We start from the raw sequence: 16,093 nt of genomic DNA, 5'->3' as shown, positions 1-16,093 counted from the left end.
CCCGGCGATCCCGGAGCTACCCCGCCGTCGCCGTCCGTACGTCCCGCTCGATCTCCCGCCGGGACGTGCGCAGCGGCGAGAACCACATGACCACCGGACCGGCCAGCATCCCGGCCGAGAACACGACAAGCGTGCCGCGCATGCCGATCCCGCCGGCCAGCGCCCCGGCGAGGACCGCGCCGACCGGCGTGGCCGCCCAGGTGAGCCAGCGGGACGTGGCCGCCAGCCGCCCCTGCATGTCCTTGGGCGTCAGGAGCTGCCGCAGGCTGCGTTGGGTGCTCTGGAAGACGAGCGTGACGATGATCATCAACGTCCACGAGACGACCACCACGAGCTGCCCGGCCAGCCCCGGCCCCACCAGCCCGATCGACCCGCTGCACAACGGGTACGCGAAGGCGGCCCCGAGCAGCACGCGCGGCATGCCGTACCGGTCGGTGAGCGGCCCCGCGATCGCCCCGGCCGCCAGCCCGCCGGCCATGCTCACCCCGAACACCAGGCCGGTGGCCAGTCCCGACCAGCCGAGCTCCCGTACGACGTAGTTGACCTCCAGCGCGCTCAGCCCGGCGATGCAGAAGCTGACCGTGGCCATGTAGAGCACGAGCGGCCCGATCACGCGATGGCGGACGACGTACCGCAGCCCTTCCCCGATCTGCTCGCGCAGCCGAGGGGCCCGCTCCTTCCGCTCCGGCCTGGCCTCCGGCGAACGGATCAGCGCGAGCGCGAGCGCGCCTCCCAGGTAGGACAGCGCGTCGGCGAGCACCGCCTTGGCCGGCCCGAACATCGAGATCAGCACCCCGCCGACCGGCTGCCCCGCCATCCCCGCCACCGTGACCGTGCTGGTGAGCTTGGCGTTCCCCTCCATCAACCGCTCAGGCCCGAGCAATGTCAGCGGGTACGTCTGGTAGGCGGGCGTGAAGAACACCTCACACGTCGCGACCACCAGCGCCACGGCGTAGAGCTGCCCGAGAGTGAGCCCTCCGGCCACGGCCGCCAACGGCACCGTCCCCATCGCACACCCGGACACCAGGAACGCGACGATCATCACCGGCCGCTTGCGCCACCGATCGCTCAGGGCCCCCGCCGGCAATGACGCGAACAACACCGGCAACCGCCGCGCCGCCGTCAGCAGCCCGAGCTCCATCGGCGAGGCGTTCAGCACGAGCCCCGCGACCAGGGGTAACGCCAGATAGGAGATCTCGTTCCCGAGCGAACTGGTGGTCTGGCTGCTCCACAGGAGCACGAAATCCCGCTGCCGCCACAACGACTCCGCCCTCGACATCCGCGACATTCTGCCACCACGGCGAGGGCCGATCCGGTGCTAACTCGCCAGCCAACCGAAGTCCGGCGCCGGGACGTCGAGGACCGCCCCTTCACGGATGTGCCAGCATCGTGCCTGGCCGCGCTCGTCGGTGACCACGAAGACTCCCCGTGGGCGGTCTCCGTCCTCGTCCACCGGCGGCAGGACGGCCAGCTGTTCGACCCGGGCCCGGATCTCGTGCAGCGCGCCCTCTCTGACGTCGCCCCCGTAGAACAGGTAGAGCGTCCAGTTGAAGGGCTTCGCCGGCCACGCCCAGCCGCCGGAGTAGGGGTCGTCGTCCCCGATGATGCGCTCGGCGTCCGGCTTCTGGGCGAAGCCCAGCTCAAGCCACCCTCTGACCGAGACGTACATCCCCATACCCCCGATCCTACGAACGGTTCGGATCGTCCCTCCGAGCGGCAACTCGATCAGGGGGCGCGATCTGCACTCGCGGAACCCTGGCAATGCCCACAGCCGTTGCCGTCGATGCCAACCCTGCGGCGGCTTCCACAGGAGAATGACCCATCTGGCACCCTTGGGCACTTCGACCTTGACGCTACGGACAGCCACGTCGTCGGGGATCGTGCTGATGCGCACACCCCAGGGTCGACAGAGCACTGATGAGGGAGCCGAGTTTTGCCGGCACGGACAATTATCGTCCCGCTTGCTCCCACGCAGTCGACCTCGAGGCGAAACGATGTTCCCATCGTGAGTTTCGTGGTCCAGCGGTCAGTCCGCCCCTCCTCATCGACATGACGAAGCAACACCTTGCCCTTGGCGTTTTTCGAAAGATCTGCGAGCGCGCAATTGACAGGGGGTGATCCCTCAGGATGCGAGGTGGCGATTCCGCTTGCTGTCCCGAGAACGAAATCGCACAACCGGCCAAGAGCGACAAGACGACGACCGCCGCGTATCAGGCGGTGTGGACGTCCACCCGAGCTCGGCCGCGATCTCCCTGGAGCTCAAGTTCTGTTCCTGCGGACGGCACGGCTCAACATCACGCTCGCCGTCTCCGGGTGGCGCGCGAAGCGGCCGTTGCCGTCGCACGTCGGGCCCGTCATGGCAGGACGTCCCTGTGCGACCTGGTGAAATTCGGCCTTGCTGTAATGCGGCGATAATCCGGGCCCGCTTCGTAGCCTGCTGGGCGGTAATTAGGCATCCAATGTATTGCTATCGCGGACGGTTCTGATGCGTACGCGGTTGAACCAGCCGCCCGCAGGGGCCTGGGCCGACTGGACGCCGTACATCTCAATCACCGGAACGAGGGGCAAGCGATCATGGCGACCTCATATGGAGCGGCCGAGACTGTCCTGAACAGCGACAGCAGATGGATCGCCTACATCGACGCGGCCAACCTGTACTACGGGATCTGCGAGAGTGCGGGCCCCGACTACTGGCGTGTGGACGTCGTCAGAATGTGCGACCAGGTACTGAAGTCGTACAACGGCAAGCTGAGCAAAGTGAAGTACTTCACCACCGCGCTGAGCGGCAAGGCCGGGGTGGATCAGAAGCAGTTCGAACAGGACACCATCAGCGTCTACGGCAAGCAGTTCCAGCCGTTCATGGGAAAGACCAAGTACGACGACAAGACCGGCAGCTTCAAGGAGAAGCAGGTCGACGTGCGGCTGGCGGCTCACTTGGTCGGTGACCTGTGCACCAAAGCGTGCGAGGCGGCGCTGGTGGTGAGCTCTGACTCCGACCTGGCCGCGGCGATCGGTGAGGCCAGGTACTACGCGCCGGGCAGGACCATTGTGGCGGCTCATCCCGACGGCGTGTATTCCGGCGCCTACACCGGTCTCGTCCACGAGGCCATCCCGATCGACGCCGGCATGTACAGGAACGCCGCGCGCCTGGACGTGACGCTCAGGAAATACATCAAGTAGGAGGCGAGTCCGCGCGCTCCCGCCGTTCCGCCCGAGACGAATAGGTCCTCAGCCGGGTGCGGTCGTAGACGATCGGGGATCGAGTGATGGGCCGACCGGCGGATCGTCCCACCCGCCATCATTCGACCTCGCCCGAAATCCCCCACACCGAGCGCTGCCGCGCCCCAAGCTGGATATCAGCCTCTCATTAGGATCACGAGCATGGAACACCACGAGGGCACGCGCGGCGTTCTCTACGTGATCGCATGTGCCGCACCTGCCGCCGCCGACCTCCACCGCCTGGTCCCCATGGCTCAGGCGGCCGGATGGCGGGTGCACGTGATCACCACGCCGATAGGCGAACGCTTCGTCAATGTCCCCGAGCTGGAGCGCCTGACCGGTGACCTGGTCCGCAGCACGTACCGCATGCCGCAGGACCCCAAAGGACTCCCTCCCGCCGACGCCGTGATCGTCGCTCCGGCCACGTTCAATACGATCAACAAATGGGCGAACGGCATCGCCGACACCTTCGCCGTCAGCCTGCTGTGCGAGGTGATGGGGTTCGGCGTCCCGGTCCTGGCCGTGCCACTGCTGAAGGACGCACTCGCCCGGCACCTCGCCTTCCCGCGGAGCCTGGACACGCTTCGAGAGATGGGGGTGCGGGTCCTGTTCGATCCAGCCGCTCCGCCGCAGTCCCGCATGCCATCCTGGGAACGCATCATGCAGGAGCTGCACGCCGTTGTCGGGGAGCGACAAACGCAGAGGTGATGGCATGGACGCCCACAAGGAGATCGGCCAGCGAATCGCTCGGGCACGCCGTCGCCGTGGACTCTCACAGGCGGTCCTCTCCGGTCTCGTCGGCCGCTCCGAGAGCTGGCTGAGCCAGGTGGAGCGTGGGCAGCGCGCCGTGGACAACCACACCGTGATCACTGCCCTCGCTGATATCCTCGGCCTGCCCGTGGCCGAATTGACCGCGAAGAAGACGAACGCGATGACGCGCTACCAGGCAACATCGGCCATCCGACAGGCGATGATGGGCTACGACGGCCTCTCCTCGCTCATCGATCCTCGATACCCGGAGAGCTCCCCCGAGAGCGTCGTGTGGCTCCGGCACGAGATCCGCCGCGTCAACCGGCTCTACCAGGCCACCCATTACGACGAGGTCGGCCGGCGGTTGCCTCGCCTGATCGTGGCCACCGAACTGGGCAGCCGCCATGCCCCCGCCGCCCAGCGCCGGGCGTACCAGACCCTTCGCTCACTGACCTACCACTCCGCCACCACGACCCTGCGCCGCGTGGGAGAGGCGGAACTCGCCTGGGTGGCCGCCGACCGCTCCCTCGCCGCCGCACAAGAAGCGGACCGGCCCCTCCTCGCCGCTGTGAGCGCCTACCGGCTCGGCTACGTCCTCGTACGGCTTCGTGAGACGGAACGCGCGCTGCACCTGGTTCTCCAGGCGGCCGACGCGTTGCAGCGCGCCACCCGGCGCCCCGCTCCGCGCACCCTGCCCATCGTCGGCGCGCTCTACCTGGTCGCCGTCACCGCCGCCGCTGCCGCGCACGAGCAGGCCGCAGTGCGCACCTTCCTCGCGCAGGCCCGGCAGATCGCCGACACGCTCGGCGAAGACCGCAACGACTTCTGGACCGCCTTCGGTACGACCAACGTGACCATTCACGAGATCTCGGCGGCCGTCGAGTTCGGTGACACCCGTCGAGCGATCGGCAGCGGCGAAACCCTCGACCTGGCACAGCTCTCTGACGGCCTGGTCGGACGCCGTGCCCAAGTCCACCTGGACCTCGCCCGTGCCTACGCCTTGCAGCGTAAGGACGCCGCGTCGGTCAACATGCTCCTCGAAGCCGAGCACCTCTCACCCGAACTCGTTCGGTACGGCGGTCGTCCCCGAGAGCTGCTGACCCAACTGCTCAAGCGGGAGCACCGTGCCAGCACCCCGCAGCTTCGCGGACTGGCTCACCGGGCCGGCATCGTCTGACCCGCACTTTCGTGCGGATCCTTGACCTTTACCACCGTGTGGGTTCCCCCGTTGACCCGCACCTACGGTTCCTCCTGCGTGGCGTGACCAGAGGCCACGTCCCCCAACAGGAGGGAACGTCACATGCGGCACGACCAGAGAAACGCGTTGAATCGGTGCCCCTGCTGCCCCGAGCCGCCTCAACCGATCGCCCTCGACACCGTGCCTCGCGCGGTCCGCCCCCTCTCGGCGCTGGAGACCGCCGACGAACTCCGCGCGATCTTGGCGCGCATGGAGATCTCCTCCGACGTCCACAAGGGACGCGGGCTCGCCCTGATATCGGTGTGGGCCGGACTCGTGGTCTGGACAGACGGCTTCTGGTACCGGTGGTGGACGGGACGTCGCTCAAGAACAGGCCGCTGGCTGTACGCACATCATTCCGTGTTCGAGCCGGAACGGGCCGCTCACCGGATCGCCGCTCGGTACGCCGAACTCCGCCGAGAGCCAAGCAGCAAGGCAGTCGGCGTGTCATGACGGGTGACGACGGCTGCCTGAGCCCGCATATACCCATGGCCCAACGCGACCACGTCCGGCTCACGTGGCTGGAACCATGCGGCGTCTTGGAGCGCGTCCGCGTCGTGGTGTGGACGTGCACATGCCGGGCCCTGTTCTACGAACTGTGCGAGGGCGGCGGCCAGACACTGATCCGCCGCATCTTGCAAGCCGAAGGAGGGGCCGTGGTCCACGAGACCCACCCGTGCTCCGCTGTCGAAGCTCGCGCGACGTGGACGGCACTCCTGTCAGGCCGAGCCCGGTAGCCGGGCACGGCGGCTGGATCACGGTCGTCGCATCCCACGGCCACTGGACGCGGCCAACGTACGCCGCGCCCTTCGCGTGATCCTCAAACGAACGGACCTCAACCCCGATGAGTGGACTCCCCGAGAGCTCCGCCACAGCTTCGTCTCGCTCATGTCGGACGCCGGAGTGGCCGTGGAGGACATCGCCCGGCTCGTTGGCCACAAGGGCACCGTGGTCACAGAGAAGGTCTGCCGCAAGCAGCTCCGCCCCGTCCTTCTGGAAGGCGCGGAGGCCATGGACCTCATCTTTCCCGGAGAGAACCGGGAAGCATAGTCACTCACTTAGTCACTCAGAAGACCAAAAAGGCCACTTCCGATTTACGGAAATGGCCTTCAAACTGGGTGGGGCTACCAGGACTTGAACCTGGGACCTCTTCCTTATCAGGGAAGCGCTCTAACCGTCTGAGCTATAGCCCCGCACACCGAACCGTATCGCATTCGCCTGTTGGAGGCGAACCAGTTGTTCTGACGAGAAAAGCTTACCGTGTCCGACGGGCTGCTCGTGCCGCACCAGCCACCCCGGTGCGGCACGAGCCCCCGCCCGAACCTGCTATTCGGCCTCGCTGAACGTCACCTCAACGCCCCCGACCAGGTCGGAGGCGATGTTGTAGATGACCGCGCCCAGCGTGGACAGAGCGGTGATCAGCACCACGTTCACGGCGCCGATCAGCGCGGTGTACCCGAGGATGCGCACCGGCTCGAACCACGAGGCGATGTTGATCGGGATCGAGCTCTGTCCCTGCTCACCCTTGCCGAGCTGGTTGACCAGGTCGACGAGTGAGTCGAACACCCCCAAGGCGGACAGCACGCCGTACAGGACGGCCACTGCCACGAAGAGCACCACGAAGCAGACCAGGGACACCACGAAGCTGAACTTCATGGCCGACCACGGCTCGATGCGGCGCAGCACCAGGTGTGCCTTGCGGGGCAGCCTGGACCCCGCGTTGTTCGACGACTTCTTCTTGGGCATCTCGACGGCCGGAGGTGCCTCACTGGTGAGCGACGGACGGATGCGCACCGTCTCGTTGCCCTCCGCCTGCGGCTCGTCCTTGGAACGAGGCTGAGCGGCGGCGCCCTTCGCGGGCGTCCTGTCCTGCTCGCCGTCGACCGAATTGAAGATTTCCGGTTCAGTGGACTTCTTCGGCTGATGTCCGTTACCCGACGCCGCCTGGGCTCTGGCGGTGCCACCCTGGGCGCTCATGATTTACTCTCCTCCCCCGTCTTCCTCATTCTCCACCGGAGACTCCATCGACTCCGCGTTCCGGGCGAGGGCAACCACGCTGTCGCCTTCGGCGAGGTTCATCAATCGCACTCCCATGGTCTGGCGGCCGGACTGCTTGATCTCGCCGGCACTCGTCCGGATCACCCCGCCGGCGGACGTGATCGCGAAGACCTCGTCCTCTGGGTTGACCATGACGGCTCCGACCAGCTTGCCACGGGAACTCACGATTTTCGCAGTCAGCACGCCCCTACCGCCACGTCCTTGAACTGGATACTGCTCCACTGGCGTCCGTTTTGCGTACCCAGCCTTCGTGGCGATAAGCACATCTTGACCGTCGGCGATCCGATTCATGGCGAGAAGTTCGTCTCCATCGAGGAACCTCATGCCGATGACACCGCTGGTCGCGCGGCCCATGGGCCGCAGCGCCTCGTCGGAGGCGGTGAACCTGATCGACTGCGCGCCCTTGGAGACGAGCAGCAGATCGTCGGTCTCGGAGACCAGGCGGGCGCCGATGACCTCGTCGTCCTCGCGCAGGTTGATCGCGATCAGACCGCCGGACCTGGGGGAGTCGTACTCGGACAGGCGTGTCTTCTTGACCAGGCCGCTGCGCGTGGCGAGCACCAGGTAGGGGGCGACGTCGTAGTCGCGGAGGTCGAGAACTTCCATGACTGTTTCGTCGGGCTGCATGGCCAAAAGGTTCGCGAGATGCATGCCACGGGCGTCACGCCCGGCATCAGGCAGCTCGTACGCCTTGACCCGGTACACCCGGCCCTTGTTCGTGAAGAACAGCAGCCAGTGGTGCGTCGTGGTGACGAAGAAGTGGTCGACGATGTCGTCCTGGCGCAGCTGAGCGCCGCGGACGCCCTTGCCGCCCCGCTTCTGCGCCCGGTAGAGGTCGGTACGGGTGCGCTTGGCATAACCGCCGCGAGTGATCGTGACGACGATCTCCTCCTCGGCGATGAGGTCTTCGATCGACATGTCGCCGTCGTAGGCGATGATCTCGGTCTTGCGCTCGTCGCCGTAGCGGTTGACGACCTCGGCCAGCTCGTCGCCGATGATCTCGCGCTGGCGGGCCTCGCTGGCCAGGATCGAGTTGTACTCGGCGATCTGGGCCATCAGGCCGTCGTACTCGTCCTGGATGGCCTGCCGCTCCAGGGCGGCCAGCTTGCGCAGCTGCATGTCCAGGATGGCCTGCGCCTGGATCTCGTCGATCTCCAGGAGCCCCATGAGGCCCTGCTGGGCGTGCGAGGCCGACTCCGAGGCCCGGATGAGGGCGATGACGTCGTCGAGCCGCTCAAGGGCCCTCAGCAGCCCGCGCAGGATGTGCGCGCGCTCCTCGGCCTTGCGCAGCAGGTAACGCGTCCGGCGGACGATGACCTCGACCTGGTGGGCCACGTAGTGGCGGATGAACTGGTCGAGCCGCAGCGTGCGCGGCACGCCGTCGACCAGCGCCAGCATGTTGGCGCCGAAGGTGTCCTGGAGCTGGGTGTGCTTGTACAGGTTGTTGAGCACGACCTTGGCGACCGCGTCGCGCTTGAGCACGATCACCAGGCGCTGACCCACCCGCGAGGAGCTCTCGTCGCGTACGTCGGCGATGCCCGAGAGCTTGCCCTCGCGCACCAGCTCGGCGATCTTCAACGCCAGGTTGTCCGGGTTGACCTGGTACGGCAGCTCGGTGACGACGAGCGCCTGCCGCCCCTTGTCCTCCTCGACCTCGACCACCGCGCGCATGGTGATCGAGCCGCGCCCGGTGCGGTACGCGTCCTCGATGCCCCGGCGTCCGACGATCAGCGCCTTGGTCGGGAAGTCGGGCCCCTTGACCAGCCTGATCGAGGCTTCCAGCAGCTCCTCGTCGCCGGTCTCCGGGTTCTCCAGGTACCACCTGACCGCGGCCGAGACCTCGCGCAGGTTGTGCGGCGGGATGTTGGTGGCCATGCCGACCGCGATGCCGCCCGAGCCGTTGACCAGCAGCTGCGGGAACCGCGCCGGCAGGACGTCGGGCTCCTGCGACTTGCCGTCGTAGTTGGGGCGGAAGTCGACGGTGTCCTTGTCGATGTCGCGCAGCATCTCCATGGCGATGGGCGCGAGCTTGCACTCGGTGTACCGCATCGCGGCCGCCGGGTCGTTGCCCGGCGAGCCGAAGTTGCCCTGCCCGTCGACCAGGGGATAGCGCAGCGACCACGGCTGGGCCAGGCGGACCAGCGCGTCGTAGATCGAGGTGTCGCCGTGGGGGTGGTAGGTGCCCATCACGTCGCCGACGACGCGGGCGCACTTGAAGTAGCCGCGGTCGGGACGGTAGCCACCGTCGTACATCGCGTAGAGCACCCGCCGGTGCACCGGCTTGAGACCGTCGCGCACATCAGGCAGCGCCCTGGACACGATGACGGACATCGCGTAGTCCATGTAGCTGCGCTGCATCTCCGACTGGATGTCCACCGGCTCGATGCGCTCAGCCGGGGGAGTGGTGTTCACGTCCGTCACAGGTTCAGGTCCTTCTTAAACGTCGAGGAAGCGAACGTCGCGCGCGTTGCGGATGATGAAGTCGCGCCGCGCTTCGACGTCCTCGCCCATGAGCACGCTGAACAGGTCGTCGGCCTGGGCCGCGTCGTCGAGCGTGACCAGGCGCAGCAGTCGCGTCGCCGGGTTCATGGTGGTCTCCCAGAGCTGGCCGGCGTTCATCTCGCCGAGGCCCTTGAAGCGCTGGACGTTGTCGCGCGGCCGCGGGTCGGCCTTGCCCTGGGCGATGCCGTCGTTGATGACGGCGTCGCGCTCGGAGTCGGAGTAGGCGTAGGAGGCGTCCTCGCCCTTCCGGTCCCACTTGATCTTGTAGAGCGGCGGGCACGACAGGTAGACGTGCCCGGCCTCGATCAGCGGCCGCATGAACCTGAACAGCAGCGTCAGCAGCAGGGTGTTGATGTGCTGGCCGTCGACGTCGGCGTCGGCCATCAGGATCACCTTGTGGTAACGCAGCTTGGCGATGTCGAACTCGTCGTGCACGCCGGTGCCCAGGGCGGTGATGAGCGCCTGGACCTCGTTGTTCTTCAGGACCTTGTCGATCCGCGCCTTCTCCACGTTGAGGATCTTGCCGCGGATGGGCAGGATCGCCTGGAAGCGCGAGTCGCGGCCGCCCTTGGCCGAGCCGCCGGCCGAGTCGCCCTCGACGATGAACAGCTCGCACTTCTCCGGGTCGTTCCACTGGCAGTCGGCCAGCTTGCCGGGAAGGCCGCTGCCGGACTCCAGGAGCGACTTGCGCCGGGTCAGGTCGCGGGCCTGGCGGGCCGCCAGGCGGGCGCGGCTGGCCTGGAGCGACTTGTTGATGATGTCCTTGGCCTCGCCGGGGTTGCGCTCGAACCAGTCGCGCAGGTGGTCGTTGCAGGCCTTCTGCACGAACGACTTGGCCTCGGTGTTGCCCAGCTTGGTCTTGGTCTGGCCCTCGAACTGCGGGTCGGACAGCTTGACCGAGATGATCGCGGTCAGGCCCTCGCGGACGTCCTCGCCGGAGAGGTTGTCGTCCTTGCCCTCCTTGAGGAACTTCTGCTCGCGCGCGTAGCGGTTGACGATGGTCGTCAGCGCAGCGCGGAAGCCCTCCTCGTGGGTGCCGCCCTCGGCGGTGTTGATCGTGTTGGCGAAGGTGTACACCGACTCCGCGTAGGAGTTGTTCCACTGCATCGCGATCTCCACCGCGATGCCGTCGCCCTCCTCCTCGAAGGCGACGATCGACGCGTGCGCCGCCTCCTTCTTGGCGTTGAGGTGCTTGACGAAGTCGGCCAGACCGCCCTCGTAGTGGTATTCGACCGTGTGGGGCTCGCCGTTGACGTGATCGGGCCGCTCGTCGGTGAGCGTGATCGTCAGGCCCTTGTTGAGGAAGGCCATCTCCTGGAAGCGGCGCGAGAGCGTCTCGTAGTTCCAGGTGGTGGTCTCGAAGATCTCGGGATCGGGCCAGAACGTGATCGTGGTGCCGGTCTCGTCGGTCTCCTCGCCCTTGGCCAGAGGGGCCAGCGCCTTGGAGTTGACGAGGTTCAGCCGCCAGTAGTGGCCGTTCTGCTTGACCTCGACGTCCATGGCGGTGGACAGCGCGTTGACGACGGCCGAGCCGACGCCGTGGAGGCCGCCGGAGACCGCGTAGGACTGGCTGTCGAACTTGCCGCCTGCGTGGAGCGTGGTCAGCACGACCTCGACGGCCGAGCGCTTCTCCACGGGGTGGATGCCCGTGGGGATGCCACGGCCGTTGTCGACCACGCGCACGCCGCCGTCGGCCAGCAGCGAGATGTCGATCCTGGAGGCGAAACCGGCCAGCGCCTCGTCCACCGCGTTGTCCACGATCTCGTAGACGAGGTGGTGCAGGCCGCGCTCACCGGTTGAGCCGATATACATACCCGGGCGTTTGCGAACCGCCTCAAGTCCTTCGAGTACGGTGATTGAGCTAGCGTCGTAGGACAACTGCGAAATCCTCCTGCCGCGGACACGCGGCGGGGGAGGCCATCAACTTCATGCTGCCCCTACCGTGCCCGTCACCGTCGTGAGTGCCCCGATGCGCGGTCACCCGGGGGAGTCGGCTTGCTGCCGGGGTGACACGCAAGCGGACGTGTCCGGAATCCTTTTTCATTCTACCGCTTCCCGGAGCCCGTGGTGGCAATACACGCGCCTGTGATGCTCCCTAGCTCGATTTGCCCCCCACTCAAGCATCCCCCCTTCGGAAAGGGGGCTTATCGCGTCTGCGGCTGTCTGATCGCCCTCGGCGCCTAACCATAGGTGTCGCCGGGGCCCCTGCTTCCGGTCACCCGCAAACCCCCTGTGGGCCGGGGTGCGTTCTGCGGCCCTCTGACCTTGACCTTTGTCACGGAACCGTCACCCAGCTCCTCGTTGAGCCTGCGGATGAGGGTGCGCGCGAGCAGCCTGACCTGCGTGGCCCAGGCCGTGGAATCGGCCGCGATGAGCACCTCGCCCTCGTCGAAGGACTCCGGCCGGGTGTGGGCGGCCAGGTCGGGGCCGACGATCTCCTTCCACCGGCCGAACACCGCGCCGACGGCCGCCGAGCGCTCCCAGCCGCGGTCGGCCAGCAGGTCGGCGATGGCCCGGCCGAACAGCTGGGGATCGCCGGCCTCCCTGCGCGGGCCGGCCTTGCGCCTGGGCTCGCGGCGCGGGAGCTGGCCGCGCTTGGCCGCGTCGGCCTTCGCCTGCGCGAGCTTCTCCCTCGCCATGGCGGCCCCCCTGGCCGCCGCGTTGTGCTGCTCATCGGACACGGGTCACGCTCCCCTCAGCGACGTCGAAACGGGCCCCCGCCAGCTCCTCCGGCACGTCGTCGGGCACGGCGGCGGTGATCAGCACCTGTTCGGCCGGCGCGACGATCTCGGCCAGCCTGCGCCGGCGCTGGCTGTCGAGCTCGGCGAACACGTCGTCGAGGATCAGCACCGGGTCGCCGCCGTCGGCCCGCAGCAGGTCGTAGGCGGCCAGCCGCAGCGCCAGCGCGAACGACCACGACTCGCCGTGGCTGGCGTAGCCGCGGGCGGGCAGGTCGCCGAGGCCCAGGATCAGGTCGTCGCGGTGGGGGCCGACGAGGGTGACGCCCCGTTCCAGCTCGGCCTGGCGGACCTCCGACAGCCGGTCGCGGAGCTGCTGTTCAAGGGTTTTCCCCAAGTCTGTGGATAACGTCTGCGCATCGGGAGATCCCCGCTCACCGGCGACTTCGTCCTCCGCGCCGTCCCCGCCTGTGGACAACGTGCTGCGGTAGGCCAGCGTCGCGGGGGCGCTCGTGGGGGCCAGCGCGGCGTAGGCCCCGGCCACCAGCGGGCGCAGCGCCTCGATCAGCTCCAGCCGCGCCCGCAACAGTTCCGCGCCGTGCCTGGCGAGGTGGGCGTCCCACACCTCCAGCGTGCTCAGGACGTCGCCGGCGCCCGCGGTGGCGAACGCGGTGTCGCTCTCGGCCCGCCGGGCGCTCCTGCTGCCCCTGCGGGCCTGCGCGGCCGTGCGCAGCAGGGCGCCGCGCTGCTTCAGCACCCGGTCGTAGTCCGCCCGGACCCCGGCGAACCGCGGAGCCCTGGCCACGAGCAGGTCGTCGAGGAAACGGCGGCGCTCCGACGGGTCACCCTTGGACAGCGCCAGGTCCTCCGGCGCGAACAGGACCGTGCGCAGCAGGCCGATGACGTCGCGCGGCCTGGACACGGGGGAGCGGTTGAGCCGCGCCCGGTTGGCCTTCCCCGGGTTGATCTCCAACTCCACCAGCGCCCGCCGGTCGTCCCTGCGGACGGCGCAGCGCACGATGGCCCGCGCGGCCCCCTGGCGCACCAGCGGCGCGTCGTTGGCCACGCGATGGCTGGAGTGCGTCGCGACATAGCCGAGGGCCTCGACCAGGTTGGTCTTGCCCTGGCCGTTGGGCCCGACGAGAGCCGTGACGCCCGGTTCCAGACCGAGCTCCACGGACGCGTAGGACCTGAAGTCGGTCAGCGAGAGGTGGGCGACATGCACCCCACGAAGGTTAGTCCGCCGCGGGGGCCACCCGTGTCACCGGCTTGCCGTCCTGTGGAAAACCTCGGGCTTCCCCGGACGGCCTGTGGACCACCCGGCCGGACTACTCGGCTTCGCGCGGCGGGGTCACGTCGGCGCCGGGCGAGTCGGCGCCCTTGCCGGTGCTGCCCTCGGTCGAGGTGATCGCGTGGCCGCCGAACTGGTTGCGCAGCGCGGCGACGACCTTCATCGCGGGGGAGTCGTCCTGGCGCGAGGCGAACCGCGCGTAGAGGGCAGCGGTGATCACCGGCAGCGGCACGGCGTGGTCGACGGCCGCCTGGACCGTCCAGCGGCCCTCGCCGGAGTCCTGGGCGTAACCGCGGAGCTGGTCGAGGTGCTCGTCGTCGTCGAGCGCCCGCACCATCAGGTCGAGCAGCCAGGAGCGGATGACGGTGCCGGTGCGCCAGCTGCTGAAGGAGCCCCTGACGTCCTTGACGACGTCGGACGCCTCCAGAAGCTCCCAGCCCTCCGCGAACGCCTGCATCATGCCGTACTCGATGCCGTTGTGGACCATCTTCGCGAAGTGGCCCGCACCGACGTCACCGGCGTGGACGAAGCCGTCCTCGCCCTCGGGCTTGAGCGTCTCGAAGATCGGCATGAGCCGGTCGACGTCGGCCTGCTCGCCGCCGCACATGAGGGCGTAGCCGTTCTGGAGCCCCCAAACGCCGCCGCTCACGCCGCAGTCGACGAAGCCGATGCCCTTCTCGCGCAGCTCGGCGGCGTGCTTCTGGTCGTCCACATAGTGTGAATTACCGCCGTCGACGACGATGTCGCCCTCGTCGAGCAGCTCGCCGAGCTCGTCGACCGTCTGCTGGGTGGGCTTGCCCGCGGGAACCATGACCCAGACCGCGCGCGGCGCGGACAGCCGTTCGACCAGCTCCTTCAGGCTGGCCACGTCGCTGATGTCGGGGTCGCGGTCGTAACCGACCACCTCATGGCCGCCGCGGCGCAGCCGCTCGGCCATGTTGCCGCCCATCTTGCCCAGTCCCACCATGCCGATCTGCATGACGCTCCTCTACCCCCTTGTCAGGCTTCCATCATCCCCGATGACGGGATCAGCCCGACAGGCGGATGGGCATGATCAGGTAACGGTAGTCCGTACCTGCGCCTTCGTCCACAGGCTTGCCTCCGGTGAGGATGGCGGGCTTGGTCGAGGTCGTCATCTGCAGTCGCGCGATGTCGGAGTCTATGGCCCCCAGCCCCTCAAGCAGGAACTGGTGGTTGAAGGCGATGTTCATCTCCTCGCCCTCGTAATCCACAGGCAGTGCCTCGACGGCCTGCGCCTCGTCGCCGCTGCCGGCCTCCAGCACGACCTCGCCGCTCTTGAACGCCAGGCGCACGGGGGTGTTGCGCTCGGCGACCAGGGCCACGCGCTTGACCGCCTCGACGAACGGGCCTGTGGACAGGTCGGCGCGCGCGGAGAACTCCGTGGGCAGCAGCGAGCGGTACTTGGGGAACTCGGGGTCGAGCAGCCGCGTCGTCGTGCGCCGGCCCGCGCTGGAGAAGCCGATCATGCCCTCGCCGGTGCCGCCGGCCGAGCTGAGCGCGATCTCCACCTCGGCGCCGGTGGTGCCGAGGGCCTTGGCGGTGTCGGCGAGCGTCTTGCCGGGGATCATCGCGATCGCGGCGAAGTCCGGCTGGCCCGGCTGCCACTTCAGCTCGCGCACGGCGAGCCGGTAGCGGTCGGTGGCGGCGAGGGTGACGGTGTCGCCCTCGATCTCCATGCGCACGCCCGTGAGCATCGGCAGCGTGTCGTCCCGGCCCGCCGCGACGGCGACCTGGCTGACGGCGGAGGCGAACACGTCGCTGCCCACCCGCCCGGCGGCCGGCGGCATGGTCGGGAGCGACGGGTAGTCCTCCACAGGCATGGTCAGCAGCGTGAACCGCGCGCTGCCGCACGTGACGACGGCCTTGGCGCCTTCCACCACGAAGTCCACAGGCTGTGCGGGAAGCGCGCGCGTGATCTCGGCGAGCAGCTTGCCCGAGACCAGGACGACCCCCGCCTCACCGGTGTGGAGTTCGAGCGTGACCTCGGCGGAGACCTCGTAGTCGAACCCCGACAGCTTGAGCTGCTGTCCCTCCGTCACCTCCAGCCGCATGCCGGCGAGCACGGGCACCGACGGGCGCGCCGGGAGACTGCGTGCCGTCCATGCCACCGCCTCAGCGAGGACGTCTCGCTCGATTCGGAACATCACGGTGATCAGCCTCCTGGGTTCGTCGTTGATTCAAGTGTTCACTCTCCCGCACCGCGGTTCGGGGAGAACCCCTCTATGGGTCTTTGATTTTCTTAGTAAGAGAGATAAGAGGTCATCACACTAGGGGCTGTGGGAACTGTGGACAACTGAAGTCCTTGCAGCTCAGTGCCCCTATTTTCATCCACCGAGG

At 68.0% G+C, this 16,093-nt stretch carries 13 protein-coding genes and 1 tRNA gene; 4 read left to right on the top strand and 10 right to left on the bottom strand.

Features of this window, described 5'->3' with window-relative positions; translation table 11 throughout:
- Window positions 1-16 precede the first annotated feature (16 nt).
- Together ABZ444_RS13055 and ABZ444_RS13050 are read right to left on the bottom strand one after the other, a co-directional pair.
- The gene (locus ABZ444_RS13055) at window positions 17-1,279 is read right to left on the bottom strand and encodes an MFS transporter (protein WP_357995216.1); all 1,263 of its coding nucleotides are present in this window, start codon (window positions 1,277-1,279) and stop codon (window positions 17-19) included.
- 39 nt (window positions 1,280-1,318) lie between these two features.
- Window positions 1,319-1,675 (bottom strand): hypothetical protein, encoded by a 357-nt coding sequence (locus ABZ444_RS13050; protein WP_357995214.1) that lies wholly within the window; start codon window positions 1,673-1,675, stop codon window positions 1,319-1,321.
- An 899-nt stretch (window positions 1,676-2,574) separates the two neighbouring features.
- Between ABZ444_RS13050 and ABZ444_RS13045 the strand changes: the two genes are divergently transcribed.
- From ABZ444_RS13045 to ABZ444_RS13030, 4 genes are all read left to right on the top strand, one after another.
- Entirely contained in the window at window positions 2,575-3,180 is a 606-nt protein-coding gene (locus ABZ444_RS13045; RefSeq protein ID WP_357995212.1) for an NYN domain-containing protein, read from the top strand.
- Between the two features lie 201 nt (window positions 3,181-3,381).
- Window positions 3,382-3,927, top strand: coding sequence for a flavoprotein (locus tag ABZ444_RS13040; protein ID WP_357995210.1), 546 nt, complete (start codon window positions 3,382-3,384; stop codon window positions 3,925-3,927).
- 4 nt (window positions 3,928-3,931) lie between these two features.
- Entirely contained in the window at window positions 3,932-5,146 is a 1,215-nt protein-coding gene (locus tag ABZ444_RS13035; RefSeq protein ID WP_357995208.1) for a helix-turn-helix transcriptional regulator, read from the top strand.
- A gap of 810 nt (window positions 5,147-5,956) precedes the next feature.
- Window positions 5,957-6,256 carry a tyrosine-type recombinase/integrase gene (locus ABZ444_RS13030; protein ID WP_357995256.1) on the top strand — a complete coding sequence of 100 codons (300 nt, stop codon included), beginning with the start codon at window positions 5,957-5,959 and terminating at the stop codon, window positions 6,254-6,256.
- Between the two features lie 69 nt (window positions 6,257-6,325).
- Here ABZ444_RS13030 and ABZ444_RS13025 read toward each other — a convergent pair.
- From ABZ444_RS13025 to dnaN, 8 genes are all read right to left on the bottom strand, one after another.
- Window positions 6,326-6,399: transfer RNA gene (locus ABZ444_RS13025), tRNA-Ile, on the bottom strand.
- Window positions 6,400-6,532: 133 nt separating this feature from the next.
- A complete protein-coding gene (locus ABZ444_RS13020; RefSeq protein ID WP_357995206.1) occupies window positions 6,533-7,183 on the bottom strand; it encodes a DUF3566 domain-containing protein in 651 nt (216 codons plus the stop codon).
- Window positions 7,184-7,186: 3 nt separating this feature from the next.
- On the bottom strand, window positions 7,187-9,685 hold the full coding sequence (gene gyrA, locus ABZ444_RS13015) for a DNA gyrase subunit A (protein WP_357995204.1): 2,499 nt from the start codon (window positions 9,683-9,685) through the stop codon (window positions 7,187-7,189).
- A 15-nt stretch (window positions 9,686-9,700) separates the two neighbouring features.
- A complete protein-coding gene (gene gyrB, locus ABZ444_RS13010) occupies window positions 9,701-11,644 on the bottom strand; it encodes a DNA topoisomerase (ATP-hydrolyzing) subunit B (RefSeq protein WP_357995202.1) in 1,944 nt (647 codons plus the stop codon).
- Window positions 11,645-11,946: 302 nt separating this feature from the next.
- Window positions 11,947-12,447: a DciA family protein gene (locus ABZ444_RS13005; RefSeq protein WP_352324557.1), complete on the bottom strand. Its 501-nt coding sequence runs from the start codon at window positions 12,445-12,447 to the stop codon at window positions 11,947-11,949.
- Window positions 12,437-13,669: a DNA replication/repair protein RecF gene (gene recF / locus ABZ444_RS13000; RefSeq protein WP_357995200.1), complete on the bottom strand. Its 1,233-nt coding sequence runs from the start codon at window positions 13,667-13,669 to the stop codon at window positions 12,437-12,439. Before recF ends, ABZ444_RS13005 begins: the two co-directional genes overlap by 11 nt.
- A 103-nt stretch (window positions 13,670-13,772) precedes the next feature.
- Entirely contained in the window at window positions 13,773-14,714 is a 942-nt protein-coding gene (gene gnd, locus ABZ444_RS12995) for a phosphogluconate dehydrogenase (NAD(+)-dependent, decarboxylating) (protein WP_357995198.1), read from the bottom strand.
- Window positions 14,715-14,763: 49 nt separating this feature from the next.
- A complete protein-coding gene (gene dnaN / locus ABZ444_RS12990) occupies window positions 14,764-15,903 on the bottom strand; it encodes a DNA polymerase III subunit beta (protein ID WP_357995196.1) in 1,140 nt (379 codons plus the stop codon).
- Between the last annotated feature and the right edge of the window lie 190 nt (window positions 15,904-16,093).

The organism is Nonomuraea sp. NPDC005730 (genome assembly GCF_040630865.1).
Taxonomy (GTDB): Bacteria; Actinomycetota; Actinomycetes; order Streptosporangiales; family Streptosporangiaceae; genus Nonomuraea.
The sequence above is the reverse complement of the archived record's forward strand: the minus strand, read 5'-3'. Positions and strand labels throughout refer to the sequence as shown.

Excerpts from the sequence above, each read along its gene's own strand:
- ABZ444_RS13020 (WP_357995206.1), bottom strand. The coding sequence starts at position 7,183 with ATGAGCGCCCAGGGTGGCACCGCCAGAGCCCAGGCGGCGTCGGGTAAC.
- gnd (WP_357995198.1), bottom strand. The coding sequence starts at position 14,714 with ATGCAGATCGGCATGGTGGGACTGGGCAAGATGGGCGGCAACATGGCC.
- ABZ444_RS13045 (WP_357995212.1), top strand. The coding sequence starts at position 2,575 with ATGGCGACCTCATATGGAGCGGCCGAGACTGTCCTGAACAGCGACAGC.
- ABZ444_RS13035 (WP_357995208.1), top strand. The coding sequence starts at position 3,932 with ATGGACGCCCACAAGGAGATCGGCCAGCGAATCGCTCGGGCACGCCGT.
- ABZ444_RS13040 (WP_357995210.1), top strand. The coding sequence starts at position 3,382 with ATGGAACACCACGAGGGCACGCGCGGCGTTCTCTACGTGATCGCATGT.
- ABZ444_RS13055 (WP_357995216.1), bottom strand. The coding sequence starts at position 1,279 with ATGTCGAGGGCGGAGTCGTTGTGGCGGCAGCGGGATTTCGTGCTCCTG.
- ABZ444_RS13050 (WP_357995214.1), bottom strand. The coding sequence starts at position 1,675 with ATGGGGATGTACGTCTCGGTCAGAGGGTGGCTTGAGCTGGGCTTCGCC.